The 13,645-nt window shown below is 66.9% G+C and carries 10 protein-coding genes; 3 read left to right on the top strand and 7 right to left on the bottom strand.

Features of this window, described 5'->3' with window-relative positions:
- Positions 1–7 precede the first annotated feature (7 nt).
- The 4 genes from SJY20_RS02725 to SJY20_RS02710 are packed head-to-tail and all read right to left on the bottom strand — an operon-like array spanning position 8 to position 6,784.
- Complete coding sequence (locus SJY20_RS02725) at positions 8–1,957, bottom strand: tetratricopeptide repeat protein (protein WP_380785070.1); 1,950 nt, start codon at positions 1,955–1,957, stop codon at positions 8–10.
- Between the two features lie 40 nt (positions 1,958–1,997).
- The gene (prsR, locus tag SJY20_RS02720; protein WP_380785069.1) at positions 1,998–3,365 is read right to left on the bottom strand and encodes a PEP-CTERM-box response regulator transcription factor; all 1,368 of its coding nucleotides are present in this window, start codon (positions 3,363–3,365) and stop codon (positions 1,998–2,000) included.
- Positions 3,362–5,392, bottom strand: coding sequence for an XrtA/PEP-CTERM system histidine kinase PrsK (prsK, locus tag SJY20_RS02715; RefSeq protein ID WP_380785068.1), 2,031 nt, complete (start codon positions 5,390–5,392; stop codon positions 3,362–3,364). The genes prsR and prsK overlap by 4 nt, the downstream gene beginning before the upstream one ends.
- Before the next feature lie 3 nt (positions 5,393–5,395).
- Positions 5,396–6,784, bottom strand: coding sequence for a TIGR03013 family XrtA/PEP-CTERM system glycosyltransferase (locus tag SJY20_RS02710; RefSeq protein ID WP_380785067.1), 1,389 nt, complete (start codon positions 6,782–6,784; stop codon positions 5,396–5,398).
- Between the two features lie 174 nt (positions 6,785–6,958).
- On the opposite strand from SJY20_RS02710, the gene SJY20_RS02705 reads away from it, so the two are divergent.
- Positions 6,959–8,038, top strand: coding sequence for a mannose-1-phosphate guanylyltransferase/mannose-6-phosphate isomerase (locus SJY20_RS02705; protein WP_380785066.1), 1,080 nt, complete (start codon positions 6,959–6,961; stop codon positions 8,036–8,038).
- Between the two features lie 38 nt (positions 8,039–8,076).
- On the opposite strand, the gene SJY20_RS02700 is transcribed toward SJY20_RS02705, so the two are convergent.
- From SJY20_RS02700 to groES, 3 genes are all read right to left on the bottom strand, one after another.
- Positions 8,077–8,634: a Uma2 family endonuclease gene (locus tag SJY20_RS02700; RefSeq protein WP_380785065.1), complete on the bottom strand. Its 558-nt coding sequence runs from the start codon at positions 8,632–8,634 to the stop codon at positions 8,077–8,079.
- 202 nt (positions 8,635–8,836) lie between these two features.
- The gene (groL, locus tag SJY20_RS02695) at positions 8,837–10,480 is read right to left on the bottom strand and encodes a chaperonin GroEL (RefSeq protein ID WP_380785064.1); all 1,644 of its coding nucleotides are present in this window, start codon (positions 10,478–10,480) and stop codon (positions 8,837–8,839) included.
- A 65-nt stretch (positions 10,481–10,545) separates the two neighbouring features.
- Positions 10,546–10,833 carry a co-chaperone GroES gene (groES, locus tag SJY20_RS02690; RefSeq protein WP_055982830.1) on the bottom strand — a complete coding sequence of 96 codons (288 nt, stop codon included), beginning with the start codon at positions 10,831–10,833 and terminating at the stop codon, positions 10,546–10,548.
- A gap of 294 nt (positions 10,834–11,127) precedes the next feature.
- On the opposite strand from groES, the gene sppA reads away from it, so the two are divergent.
- Both sppA and SJY20_RS02680 read left to right on the top strand, forming a co-directional pair.
- Positions 11,128–13,080 carry a signal peptide peptidase SppA gene (sppA, locus tag SJY20_RS02685; RefSeq protein WP_380785063.1) on the top strand — a complete coding sequence of 651 codons (1,953 nt, stop codon included), beginning with the start codon at positions 11,128–11,130 and terminating at the stop codon, positions 13,078–13,080.
- On the top strand, positions 13,077–13,631 hold the full coding sequence (locus SJY20_RS02680) for a GNAT family N-acetyltransferase (RefSeq protein WP_380785062.1): 555 nt from the start codon (positions 13,077–13,079) through the stop codon (positions 13,629–13,631). The genes sppA and SJY20_RS02680 overlap by 4 nt, the downstream gene beginning before the upstream one ends.
- Positions 13,632–13,645: the final 14 nt, after the last annotated feature.

The raw sequence follows: 13,645 nt of genomic DNA, 5'->3' as shown, positions 1-13,645 counted from the left end.
GCCGTCTTCAGGACGGCGGGAGCTGGCGGAGGTGGCCCGCGATGACCGGATTGCCGGGGGCGAGTTTGGCGGCCTTGACCAACAGCTGGCGCGCGCCTGCGGCGTCACCGTTGGCCGCAAGCGCGATGCCGTAAGCATCCGCGGCGGCGGCGTTCATCGGGGACAGCGCATAGGCGGCCTTGGCATAGCGTAGCGACACGTCGTCGGCGCCATCGCCGGCATAGGCGCGCGACAGGTCGGTCAGCAGATCGGCGTCGCGGTTGCCGAGCCGGCGGCGGATGCCCTCGAGCGTTTCGATAGCCGGCGCCCAATCGGACGCTGCGATCTGAAGCTGACCGAGCATACGCTGGCCGGTGACGCTTTGCGGGTTTTGCGACAGATACAGCGCGAGCGCGGTGGAGGCATCGCGGGCGCGGCCGGTGCGGCCGAGCGCATCGACCAGCCGGAGCATCATCGGTTCGTCGAAGCGCAGATCGGCGGCGCGCGCATAGGCCGTCGCGGCGTCGGGATAGCGGTTGGCGAGCGCGAGCGCGTCGCCGAGCGCGAGTTGCGCGGCGGGGGCGCCCGGGGTCGCGGCGACGAGGCTACGGGCGCGTGCGATCGCGGCTTCGGCATTGCCCGTACCGATCAGCCCGCGGATCACGCCGATCGCGTAGGTCGGGTCGTCGGCCTGGCCGGCGGCGTCCGCCTCCAGGGTGCCGACGGCGTCGACGGTCGCGAAGCTGGTCGCGGCGCCCCCTGTCCCGGTGGCGGCGCGGTCGAGGGCCTGCACCGTAAGGTCCCGGCCCCCGACCGCTTCGGATCCGCGGGCGATGAGGTCGAGCGCATAGCCGTCGGCGTCGGGACGCAAGCCGATCGGATTGAGCGTTTCGAGGGCAGCGCGCGGATCCCCGGACCGCAGCAAGGCGGCGCCGAGCAAGCGGCGCGCGGCGACGTTCATCGGCTGCGCGTCGAGGAGCTGCCGCCAGGTGGCTGCGGCCTGTTCGAACTTGCCATCCGCGTAATCGATCGCACCGCTCAACAGCAGCGTTGCGGGCAGGCCGTCGACCGCGCGACCGGTGCGCTGAAGCAGCGCGCGCGCCAAGTCGGTATTGCCCGCGCGGGCGGCGAGTACCGCCTGCAGATAGAATGCCTGCGGGCTGCCGGGTTTGGCGGCGAGCGCACGGCGGGCGGCAACGAGCATATCCGCGTTGCGGCCGACGTCGCCGAGCGTGGCGGCGTACTGGATCAGCGCGGGGTGATAATAGGCATCGCGAGCGAGCGCCTGTTCGAACCACGGGAGTGCGGCGACCAGGCCATAGCGGCTGCGGATCACCTCACCCTGCAGCGTCAGTGCGGCGGGCTCGCCGGGAGCAAGCGCGACCGCGCGAGCGGCGGCGGGGGTGGCGCCGCCGATGTCGCCGGCGCCGAAGCGGAGACGGCCGAGGTCGGTCCAGGCCGCTGCGTCGCGCGGATTGGCGTCGAGCAGCGTGGACAGTGCCGCCTGTGCCGCGCCGGTGTCGCCCTGCACGGCAAGCGCGCGGGCGCGAATACGGGCGGCATAGCCGGCATAGCGTGTTGGCGCCTTGGCGGCTTCGTCGATCGCACCCTGGGGGTCGCCTTGCAGCAGGCGGGCATGGGCCTGAAGCTGATGCAACCGGTTGGCGTCGAGCCCCGCATCGCGGGCGCGGGTCAGTTCGGCTTCCGCCGCAAGTCCGTCGCCGAGTTCGAGATAGGCGCGGGCCAGCACCGCATGCGCGATCGCAAGCCCGGGGTCGGCAGCGGTCGCGGCACGCGCATTAGCGCGCGCTGCGTTGTAGTTACCGGCGCGCAGCGTCATCAGGCTGTCGGCCAGCGCGCGGCGAGCATCGGGTGGCGTATGGCGGGTGAGCACGACATAGCCGACCGCGACGACCGCCAGGCACAGCCCCAGGATCGCTGCGATACGGCTGCGACTGCCGATCGTGATGCGCGGCATACGGCGCTTCCGGCGGGAGCGGAGCAAGGGATAGGTCGCGCTAGACATGGAGATCATAGCTTTTCAGGAGGTCGTACAAGGTCGGCCGGCTGATGCCGAGCAGACGCGAGGCACTGGAGATATTGCCCTCGGCGCGGGCGAGCGCGTGGCGGATCGCCTTGCGGTCGGCAACCTCGCGGACTGCGCGCAGGTTGAGCGCTACGGCGTCCGCGGCCTTGCCGTCGATGTCGAGATCAGCGGCGGTGACGAGCTTGCCGTCGGCCATGATCACCGCGCGCTTGATGCGGTTTTCGAGCTCGCGGACGTTGCCGGGCCACGACCAGGCGTCGACCGCGGCGCGCGCATCGGGCGCCAGCCCGGTGACGCCGGGGTTCATCGACTTGGCATATTTCGTGACGAAATGGCGGGCCAGCAATGCGGCGTCGCCGGTGCGTTCGGACAGTGCCGGGATGCGGACGACGATCTCGGCGAGACGGTAGTACAGATCCTCGCGGAAGCGACCATCGGCGACCATCGCGTCGACATTCTGGTGCGTGGCGCAGACGATGCGGGTGTCGACCGCAATCGCCTTTCGCCCGCCGATGCGTTCGATCACGCGCTCCTGGAGGAAGCGGAGCAGTTTCACCTGCAGGGCAAGCGGGACGTCACCGATCTCGTCGAGGAACAGGGTGCCGCCGGCCGCCTGTTCGATCTTGCCCTCGGTGGTTTTCACCGCGCCGGTGAACGCGCCCTTCTCATGACCGAACAGCTCGGATTCGAGCAGGGTCTCGGGGATGGCGGCGCAGTTGATCGCGACGAACGCGCCCTTGCGACGCGGTGACGCATCGTGGAGCCCGCGGGCGAGCAGTTCCTTGCCGGTACCGCTGGCGCCCAGCAGCATGACCGAGACGTCGGCGGGCGCGACCCGCTCCAGGGTCCGCGTGACGACGGCCATCTCGGGCGAAGCAGTGATCAGACCACCGAAGCCGGTCGCACCGACGCGTGCGGCGAGGCGGCGGTTCTCGGCTTCGAGCGCATGGACGTGGAACGCGCGCGCCACGATCAGGCCCAGCGCGTCGATGTCGATCGGCTTGGCGTAGAAATCCCAGGCGCCGTCGGCGATCGCCCGCAGCGCGCTTTCGCGGGCACCGTGGCCCGACGCGACGATGACCTTGGTATCGGGTTTCATCGACAGGATATCGCGCAAGGTAGCGAACCCTTCGGTGACGCCGTCCGGGTCGGGCGGAAGCCCCAGGTCGAGGGTCACCACCGCGGGTTCGTGCGCACGGATCGCGTCGAGCGCCTGGGCGCGATCGCTGGCGACGACGATCTGGTAGCCTTCGTAAGCCCACCGCAGCTGGCGCTGCAGCCCGAGATCGTCCTCGACGATCAACAGGACGGGCCGGCTCTCTTCCGACGCACCGCTCATGCCGCGACCTCCATCATGTCCGCAGCCGGGAGCGTGATGCGGAAACGGGTGCCTTCGCCTTCGCGGCTGTCGACGCCGAGCGTGCAGCCCATCGCCACCAACAGCTGCCGCGCCTCGAACGCGCCGATGCCGAAACCCATCGGCTTGGTGGACACAAACGGGCGGAACAGCTGGTCGCGGATGAATGCGGCCGACATGCCGCAGCCGCTGTCGATGACGTCGATGACAACCTGACCGTCGCGCGTTTCCACCGCGATCTGGATCGCGGCATCGGTGGCGCTCGCCTCGATGCCGTTCTGGACGAGGTGACCGAGCACCTGTTCCAGACGTGCGGCATGGGCGCGGGCCACTGCGGGCACGGCTGTCGTGACGATAGCGTGCTGCGCACGGCGGCTTCGCGCCACCCGTTCGACGAGGGCTGCGACGTCGACGGGTTGCAGCGGCTCATCGCGAGCGCCGCTGTGCTGAGACAGGCGCGCGAGAAGGGTGGTCATGCGATCGGAGGAGTCCTTGAGGGTGGCGACCATGTCGGCGCGGAAATCGGGGTTTTCGGCGTGGCGCTCGGCATTGCGGGCCACCAGGGTAAGCTGGCTGACGAGGTTCTTGATATCGTGCAGGATGAACGCGAAGCGGCGGTTGAACTCGTCGAACCGCGCGGCATCGGCAAGCGCGGTGTGCGCGCGATCTTCGGCAAGGTAGCTTGCGGCCTGACGACCGGCGACACGGAGCAGGTCGAAATCCTCCCAGTCCAGCGCGCGATCGACCGGGGGTCGTGCCAGCACGATCGCGCCGGTCAGGCTGCCGCCGTGGACGAGGGGGACGATCGCCCAGGCATCGGGTCGGTCGTACAGCCACGCGGGGACGCTGGCGATCTCTTCGGCGGGCGCGGTCCCCGAACGGACGCGGTCGAGTTCGACGATGCGCGTGCCATCGGCGAGGTGACGCGCCAGCGCTTCGTCCTGACCATGCGGCATGTCGGTCCAGTTCCAGACGGTCCCGAGACCGAGCGCCGCGCCGTCAGGCACGAGAAGCAATCCTCCCGGTGAATCGGTCAGGTCCGCGACCGCCTTTACCACGCGTTGCGCCAGCGGAGCGTCCCCGGGGGTGCCAAGCGTCGCGGTAAACCGCTGCCACTCGGCGCGATAGTCGTAGCGGTGGCGGAACAGGTGCTTGGCGATCTTGACCTTGGTCCAGGCGCGCAGCCACGGCGTCGACAGCAACGTGATCAACGCGGTGGTGGCACCGAAAACGATCCCGGTCTGGACGATGCGCGTATAGCCACCGGCATAGCTGCCCGCGAGATTGGTCGCGAGTGCGGTGATGCCGGCATAGAGCACCAGCACGACCGTCGACAGCGCGCGTACCGCGATCGGCCGCGACAGTGATAGCGTCCAGTCGCCGCTGCGATGCACCGCGACGACGAGCAGCAACCCGACCCCCGCCATCGCGAACCCCCGCGCCGCGATCAGTCCCTGCGGCCAGCTCGACTGGATATAATCCGTCGTGAAGACAATGAGGTCGGTGCTCCAGAGTGCGCCGAGCGCGAGGACGACCAGGCGGATGCCGCCGCGGCTTGCGGGCGCCGCCTGGTAGAGGTGATCCACCAGCACCAGCGCACTCACCGCGGTCATCATCCGGAACACCAGCCGGGCGGAATCGATCGCGCTGGAAGTGTCGGCATCGACCTTCATGACGCCGGCCAGCGCGAACAGCGCGCCTGTGGCGGCGACAACCATGACGACCATATAGACCGCGCCGATCGCGACGTTGCCGCTGCGATCGCGGCGGACCAGCGCGAGCATGAAGCCGAGCCAGGCGATGTTCCGCGCGCTTTCGGCCAGCCGCGCGCTGACGTCGCGCGCGTCGATCCCTGCCACCGCAAGCGCCCACAACGCGGTCAGCAGCAGCGCGGTGACGAACGCGCGGTGCGGCCACTGCCCACCCGGCCTGCGCAGTTGCGCGACCGCCAACGCAGCGAACACGAACGCCGCGAGCGCATGGCCCCACAGGATCAGTGCGGCGGTCATCCGCTACCGCGCGCCGGCCGGCCACAGCACGACCCGAAGCGTCTGGAGCAGGATCAGCATGTCGAGGAACGGCGAATAATTCTTGGCGTAATAGAGGTCGTATTCGAGCTTGTGCCGGGCATCCTCGATCGAGGCGCCATAGGGGTAGTTGATCTGCGCCCAGCCGGTGATGCCGGGCTTCACCATGTGACGCTCGGCATAATAGGGTAGCTTGTCCTCGAGTTCCTCGACGAACTGCGGGCGTTCGGGACGCGGGCCGACGAAGCTCATCTCGCCCTTCAGCACGGTCCAGGTCTGCGGCAGTTCGTCGATCCGGACCTTGCGGATGAAACGGCCGATGCGGGTGATGCGCGGGTCCTGTTCGGCCGCCCAGATCGCCTTGCCGGCAACTTCGGCGTCCTGGCGCATCGAGCGCAGCTTCAGGATGTCGAAGCTCTCATTGTACAGGCCGACGCGGCGCTGCCGATAGAAAGCGGGGCCTTTGGACTCCAGCTTGATCGCCAGCGCCGTGAGCAGGATCACCGGCAGCGTGATCGCCAGCAACAGCCCGCTGGCGACGATATCGAACGCGCGCTTGAAGACGCTCGACAGCATGCGGGTGGACGCGAAGCCATCCGAGAAGATCAACCAGGACGGGTTCACGCTGTTGAGGTCGATGCGGCCGGTTTCGCGTTCGAGGAAGCTCGAGATCTCGCTGACCTGGACGCCGGTGGTGCGGACGCGGAGCAGATCCTTCAGCGGCAGCGCGTTGCGGCGTTCCTCGAGCGCCAGCACGACCTCGCTGGCGTTGAGGTCGACGATATGCGCGGACAGGTTCGGGATCTCGCTGCGCGGGATCGCGCCCGGGATGGCCGAAACCTGCTCGCCCATCGCGACGAAGCCGGCGACGACGAAGTTGATGCCGGGCTGAGTCGCCAGATCGCTGATTTGCGTCGCGCGGCGGCCGGCACCGAGCACCACGATGCGCCGCTTGAACGTCTCACCGCCCAGCGTTCGCCCCAGCATCGCACGGACGGTGACGAGCAGAACGGTGGCGATCACCATCGAATAGAGCAAATTCGAACGCCAGAATGTCAGCGCGGGCACCAAGAAGAAGATCAGCGACAGGAAGATCACGCCCAGCGCGATCGCGACCGAAAGCCGCGCCGCAGCGAACCGCAGCGACAGGAACGAGCCGACGCCGTAGGCGCCGACCGCAACCAGCGAGATCTGCAACGCGGCCGCGAAGCTGAGCAATTGGGGCAGGCGCGTGACGATCGGGTCGACCGTCATCCCGATCTGATGCGCGCGCACGACCCAGCCGATCTCGGCAGACGCGATCAGCAACAGTGCATCGACCAGACCGAGCAGCAGCACGGCATAGGGCACATAATGTTTGAACAGGCGAACCATATTGCGCGCTATCCCGACAGGACGGTGTAAAACCTACCGACACCCGCCATCGCAGTCGCAGAAAAGTGCCAACAAAGCCTGAAGATTATCGAATCCGCCGGATTTGGACCGATCACTGGGCCCATTTGCACCGTTCGCGCGTCCGCTGTAGGCCCGGGGTCTAGTGGAGGATACATGAGCGTTAAGACGATCGTTCCGGTCATATTGTCAGGCGGTTCCGGTACCCGCCTCTGGCCGATGTCACGGCCAGAAATGCCCAAGCAGATGCTGGCCCTGACCGCCGCCGAGACGATGCTGCAGCTGACAGCCGGCCGGACCAAGGGCGAGGTGTTCGCCGCGCCGATCGTGGTGGCCAATGCGCGCCATGCCAACATGGTAGAGCAACAGCTCGCGGCTGCGGGCGCAGATCCACAGGCGCTGATCCTCGAACCTGCCGGACGCAACACCGCGCCAGCGATCGCGCTGGCTGCCATCGCCGCGGGAAGCGGACGCGAGGCGTTGCTGGTGATGCCGTCGGATCACGTGATCGCCGATGTCGCCGCATTCCATGCCGCGATCGAGCGAGCGTTGCCGATGGTGTCGCAGGGTTGGCTGGTGACGTTCGGGATCGCGCCCCAGTCGCCCGAGATCGGGTTCGGCTGGATCCAGGTCGGCGAAGAACTCGCCACCGGCGTGCACCGGGTCGCACGGTTCGTCGAGAAGCCGCCGCTGGATGCCGCGGAGGCGATGTTGGCGAGCGGCGACCACGCCTGGAACGGCGGCATCTTCCTGTTCCGCGCCGACAAGTATCTGGAGGCGCTGGCGCAGTTCGCGCCGGGTATGCTGGTCGCGACCGAAGAGGCGATGGCCAAGGCGCGGCGCGAGGGCGTGCGGATTTATCCCGATGCGACCGCGTTCGCGGCATCTCCCGACGATTCGATCGACTATGCGGTAATGGAAAAGGCCGAGCGGGTCGCGGTGGTGCCGGTCGCGATGGGCTGGAACGACCTCGGCAGCTGGGACGCGCTGCACGCGATCAGCGAGCGGGATGCCGCCGGCAACGCGCATCGCGGCGACGGCGATGGCGACGTGTTGGCGATCGACACCAGGAACTGCTTCGTGCGGAGTGACGGGATCAAGATATCGCTGGTTGGCGTCGAGGACCTGATCGTGGTGGCGAGCGGCAACGACGTGCTGATCCTGCCGCGGGGGCGGAGCCAGGAGGTCAAGAAGCTGATCGAGGCGATGAAGCGCCAGCCGACGTCTTCGACCTGACGGTCGACCTGCCGGGCGACCGGGATCGCGAGAGGGGATCAGTCGGTCGCGAAAATCTCGTTGTGTGGGATGGTCAGACCGACAGGTGCGAGATCAAGGTCGCCCGCAAAGAACATGCTGTCCAACCACCGGGCCGATGCCAGTCGTCTGACCGATCGGACAAGTTCATTCACCGGGTCGATGAAGGCGATCAACGCGACGCTGGGAAGCGACCTGTACTCATCGAGCTTGGTACCCTGATCATAGGTGGCTGTGGACGGTGACAGGACTTCGATGACGATAACGGGCGAATCCAGTGCCATGACGGCATCGCCCTGCTCGGGGCGCGCGCCGCAATGCACGCTGATGTCCGGGTACCGGATATCGGTTTCGCTGACCCTGATACCCATTTCCGAACCGTAGCACCGGCAGCCCGATCCGCGCAGGTTGGTGCGCAGCCAGGCAGCGATGTTGTTCTGAACCCAGGCATGCGTCTCGGTCCCGCCCGTCATCATGTGGATGACGCCGTTCGACAGCTCGAACTTGCGATCGGTGCCGAAATCCATCGCCAGGAATTGGTCGGCGGTGATCGGCTGGTAGCGCGGGTCAGTTGCCATTGGGCGAGTGTACGCCTGTGGGTCCGACAAAAAAAGGGGCCGGGAATTGCTTCCCTGGCCCCTTTCTCTTGGGTGTTTGGTCGGAACGGAGGACCGGCAAAGCCGGCCCTTTTCGTCGGACGGGATCGGTGGCTTGCGCCGCCGGCCCGCCGGCCGTTCTGATTTCGTGTCGGGACCAGCTCTCGCTGGCCCCGGTCGAAAATCAGAAGTCCATGCCGCCCATGCCGCCCATGCCGCCGCCGCCCATGGGCATGGCAGGCTTGTCGTCGGCGAGCTCGCTCACGGCCGCTTCGGTCGTGATGAGCAGGCCTGCAACCGATGCTGCGTTCTGCAGCGCGGTGCGGACGACCTTGGTCGGATCGATCACGCCGGCTTCCACCAGGTTCTCGTAGGTATCGGTCGCAGCGTTGAAGCCGATGTTCGAGTCGTTGCCGTCGAGCAGCTTGCCCGAAACCACCGCACCGTCATGACCTGCGTTCTGAGCGATCTGGCGAACCAGAGCCGTCAGCGACTTGCGAACGATATCGATACCGCGCGTCTGGTCGTCGTTCGCGCCCTCGAGGCCATCAAGCGCCTTGGTTGCGTACAGCAGGGCCGTACCGCCGCCGGGGACAATGCCTTCTTCGACGGCTGCACGGGTTGCGTGCAGGGCGTCGTCGACGCGGTCCTTGCGCTCCTTGACTTCGACTTCCGAAGAACCGCCGACCTTGATCACGGCAACACCGCCGGCAAGCTTGGCGAGACGCTCCTGGAGCTTCTCCTTGTCGTAGTCGCTGGTCGTGTTCTCGATCTGCTGGCGGATCGCTTCGGTGCGACCCTTGATCGCATCGCTGTCACCGGCACCGTCGACGATGACGGTGTTGTCCTTGTCGATCGTGACGCGCTTGGCGGTGCCGAGCATGCCGAGCGTGACGGTCTCGAGCTTGATGCCAAGGTCTTCCGAGATCATCTCGCCCTTGGTCAGGATCGCGATGTCCTCGAGCATCGCCTTGCGACGATCGCCGAAGCCCGGCGCCTTGACCGCTGCGACCTTCAGGCCGCCGCGCAGCTTGTTGACGACGAGCGTGGCCAGAGCCTCACCCTCGATGTCTTCTGCGATGATCAGGAGCGGACGACCCGACTGAACGACGGCTTCCAGGATCGGGAGCATCGCCTGCAGGTTCGAGAGCTTCTTCTCGTGGATCAGGATGTAGGGATCCTGAAGCTCGACGGTCATCTTCTCGGGGTTGGTGATGAAGTATGGCGACAGATAGCCGCGATCGAACTGCATGCCCTCGACGACGTCGAGCTCGAATTCGAGACCCTTCGCTTCCTCGACGGTGATCACGCCTTCCTTGCCGACCTTCTCCATGGCTTCGGCGATCTTCTCGCCGACTTCACGGTCGCCGTTTGCCGAGATGATGCCGACCTGCGCCACTTCCTTCGAACCCGAAACCGGCTTCGAACGCGCCTTGACGTCCTCGACGACCTTGATGACGGCAAGATCGATGCCGCGCTTCAGGTCCATCGGGTTCATGCCCGCTGCGACCGACTTCATGCCCTCGCGAACGATGGCCTGCGCCAGAACCGTTGCGGTGGTCGTGCCGTCACCGGCGATGTCGTTGGTCTTCGAGGCCACTTCGCGCAGCATTTGCGCACCCATGTTCTCGAACTTGTCCTTGAGCTCGATCTCCTTGGCGACGGTGACGCCGTCCTTGGTGATGCGCGGTGCGCCGAAGCTCTTGTCGATGACGACGTTGCGGCCCTTGGGGCCCAAGGTCACCTTGACCGCGTCGGCGAGGATGTCGACGCCGCGGAGGATGCGCTCACGCGCGTCACGGCCGAATTTTACGTCTTTGGAAGCCATGCTAGCTGCCCTTTCGAATGAATTGGAAAGTCACAAAGGTCACGCCCGAGGGCATGACATTCGAATCAGCCGACGATGCCCAGGATGTCGGATTCCTTCATGATCAGCAGGTCGTCGCCGTCGACCTTGACCTCGGTGCCCGACCACTTGCCGAACAGGATCTTGTCGCCAGCCTTGACGTCGAGCGGCGTGATCGTGCCGTTCTCGGCGCGGGTGCCGGTACCGACGGCGACGACTTCGCCTTCCTGCGGCTTTTCCTTGGCGGTGTCGGGGATGATGATCCCGCCTGCGGTCTTCTCTTCGGCTTCGACGCGCTTGACGAGCACGCGGTCGTGCAGGGGACGAAAGTTCATGGGGCCCATGTCCTTTAGGTTTGTGACAGATTTCTGGCACTTAGCGATACCGAGTGCCAACGGAGCGGATATGTGCCTGCATGTCCTACATGTCAAAGGGGGTCGGAGGATTTTCGGACGGGTTTGGATCGATTGCCGCGTCAGTGGGACGGGCCGATGATCCGACGATCTGCTCGGGCAGAAGGAGGCAGCACGCGAGGCCCGGTTGTGGCGGATAGGATGGGCTGCGACGGTCGTATTGGCACTCCGATAGGGGCCATTTACGCACGTGTGCGCTTGCTCTAGCCATGCGGCATGACCGACAGCGCTGCGCCCTACCCCACCCGTTCCGCCTCCTATGTCGATCCGACGCGGCCACCGCGGCGAAAATGGCGGCTGGTGCGCGGTGCCTGGAAATTGCTGGTCGCGATCAAGGACGGGTTGGTCCTGATCGCGATGCTGCTGTTCTTCGGCCTGTTGTTCGCTGCGCTGAACGCGCGCTCCGGGACCAAGGCGATCAAGGACGGCGCGCTGGTGCTCCAGCTGAACGGTTCGATCGTCGAACAGCCCGAGGAGCCGGCGACGATCGCATCGCTGTCGGGCAGCAGCCGGCCGCGGCAGTTTCGCCTGCGCGACGTGGTTCGGGCGATCGATACGGCGCGAACTGACGGGCGGGTGAAGGCCCTGGTGCTCGACCTCGACAGCTTCGGTGGCGCCTATCCGGCGGCGCTCGGCGAGATCGGCGACGCGCTGGCGCGGGTGCGCGCGGCGAAGAAGCCGGTGCTGGCCTATGCGACCGCCTATACCGATGGCAGCTATAGACTGGCCGCGAACGCGAGCGAGATCTGGGTCAATCCGCTGGGCGGGACGCTGTTCCTGGGACCGGGCGGCAACCAGCTTTACTACAAGGGGCTGATCGACAAGCTGGGCGTCAACACCCACGTCTACCGCGTCGGGCGCTACAAGTCGTTCGTCGAGCCCTATACGCGCACCGCGCAGAGCGACGACGCCAAGGCCGCGAGCCAGGCGCTGTACGGCACGCTGTTCGCGCAGTGGAAGGAGGCCGTCGCCAAGGCACGGCCTCAGGCGCAGATCGCCGAACTGCTGAACGCGCCCGAAAAGGTCGTGCTCGCGGCGAACGGCAATCTGGCCGAGTCGAACATGCATAGTGGCCTGGTCGACAAGCTGGGCGACCGTACCGCGTTCGGGCGGCGGGTGGCCGAACTGGCCGGGTCCGACACCAGCAAGCCGGCCGGTAATTTCAACACGATCAAATATGACGCGTGGGTGCGGGCGCACCCGTTGCCGACCGCGGGTGACGCGATCGGCGTGCTGACGATCGCAGGCGATATCGTCGATGGCGATGGCGGCGCAGGCTCCGCGGCCGGCAACACCATCGAAAAGGCGATGCTGACCGGGCTCGCCAAGAAGAACCTCAAGGCACTGGTGGTGCGCGTCGATTCGCCGGGCGGATCGGTGCTGGCATCCGAACAGATCCGGCTCGCGATCCTGGAGGCGAAGAAGAAGGGCCTGCCCGTCGTGGTGTCGATGGGCGGCGTGGCGGCGAGCGGCGGATACTGGGTGTCGACGCCGGCCGACGCGATCTTCGCCGAGCCGGGAACGATCACCGGGTCGATCGGCATCTTCGGGATCATCCCCAGCTTCGAGGCGACGCTGGCCAAGATCGGGGTGACGACGGACGGGGTGAAGACCACTGCGCTGTCGGGCCAGCCCGACGTCGTCGGCGGCACCACCCCGACGTTCGACACGATCATGCAGGCGGGAATCGAGAACGGCTATCGCCAGTTCATCGCGCGCGTCGCGGCGTCGCGGAAGATGACGCCGGCGCGGGTCGATGCGATCGGCCAAGGCCGCGTCTGGGACGGCGGAACCGCACGCCAGATCGGGCTGGTGGATCGGTTCGGGACGCTCAAGGACGCGATCGCCGACGCCGCCCACCGCGCGAAGCTCGATCCTACCAAAGTCCATGCCGAGTATCTGGAGAAGGAGCCCGGGTTCCTGGCGAAGATCGCCGAGGGCCTGTCGAGCGACGATGACGACGATGCGACCACCGGCGGTGATGCCTTCGCACGGATCGCCGCGGATCGCCGACAGGTGTTGGCGCGCGCGCTGGGCGACATGAAGCGGCTGGCGTCGGCGGGATCGGTGCAGGCGCGGTGCCTCGAATGCGGCGGGATCGGGCCGGCGGCTGGCGACATCGACGATACGAAGCTGCTCGATTTCGTACTGGCGCGCATCGGGCTGTGATCCGGGTCCGGGCTGCGACGCCCGCTGATGCGGAAGCGATCGCGCGGATCTATGCGCCGCACGTGCTGGTCGGGATCGCGTCGTTCGAGACCGAAGCGCCTGATGCCGCGGTGATCGCGGGGCGGATGGCGGCTAGCGACGGGCTGTATCCGTGGCTGGTCGCCACAGACGAGGCGGATGCGGTTTTGGCCTATGCCTATGCGACGCGGTTTCGCGAGCGGTTGGCGTACCGCTTCGTGGTCGAGACGACGGTGTATGTTGCCGACACGGCGCAGCGGCAGGGGGCCGGGCGGCTGGTGTACCGGTCGCTCATCGCGACGTTACGGGCTCAGGGATTTACCCGGGCGATCGGGGCGATCGCGTTGCCGAATGCCGGCTCGGTGGCGTTGCACGAGGCGATCGGGTTCCGGGCTGCGGGCGTGTACGACTCGGTCGGGTACAAGAATGACCGGTGGATCGACGTCGGCTATTGGCAGTGCGACCTGGGTGAGGCGGTAGTGCCGCCGGTCGAGCCGCGGCGGTTCGTCGAGGTCGGGGTGGTGCGAGGGTAGTTGACCCTTCCGTC

Origin of the sequence: Sphingomonas sp. R86521, assembly GCF_042466235.1 — a bacterium.
Taxonomy (GTDB): domain Bacteria; phylum Pseudomonadota; class Alphaproteobacteria; order Sphingomonadales; family Sphingomonadaceae; genus Sphingomonas.
This window is presented reverse-complemented; position numbering and strand designations above follow the sequence as displayed.

Bases quoted from the DNA above. Each gene is read 5' to 3' on its own strand.
- sppA (WP_380785063.1), top strand. From the start codon at position 11,128: ATGACCGACAGCGCTGCGCCCTACCCCACCCGTTCCGCCTCCTATGTC.
- SJY20_RS02705 (WP_380785066.1), top strand. From the start codon at position 6,959: ATGAGCGTTAAGACGATCGTTCCGGTCATATTGTCAGGCGGTTCCGGT.
- groES (WP_055982830.1), bottom strand. From the start codon at position 10,833: ATGAACTTTCGTCCCCTGCACGACCGCGTGCTCGTCAAGCGCGTCGAA.
- prsK (WP_380785068.1), bottom strand. From the start codon at position 5,392: ATGACCGCCGCACTGATCCTGTGGGGCCATGCGCTCGCGGCGTTCGTG.
- groL (WP_380785064.1), bottom strand. From the start codon at position 10,480: ATGGCTTCCAAAGACGTAAAATTCGGCCGTGACGCGCGTGAGCGCATC.
- SJY20_RS02700 (WP_380785065.1), bottom strand. From the start codon at position 8,634: ATGGCAACTGACCCGCGCTACCAGCCGATCACCGCCGACCAATTCCTG.
- SJY20_RS02710 (WP_380785067.1), bottom strand. From the start codon at position 6,784: ATGGTTCGCCTGTTCAAACATTATGTGCCCTATGCCGTGCTGCTGCTC.
- prsR (WP_380785069.1), bottom strand. From the start codon at position 3,365: ATGAGCGGTGCGTCGGAAGAGAGCCGGCCCGTCCTGTTGATCGTCGAG.
- SJY20_RS02725 (WP_380785070.1), bottom strand. From the start codon at position 1,957: ATGCCGCGCATCACGATCGGCAGTCGCAGCCGTATCGCAGCGATCCTG.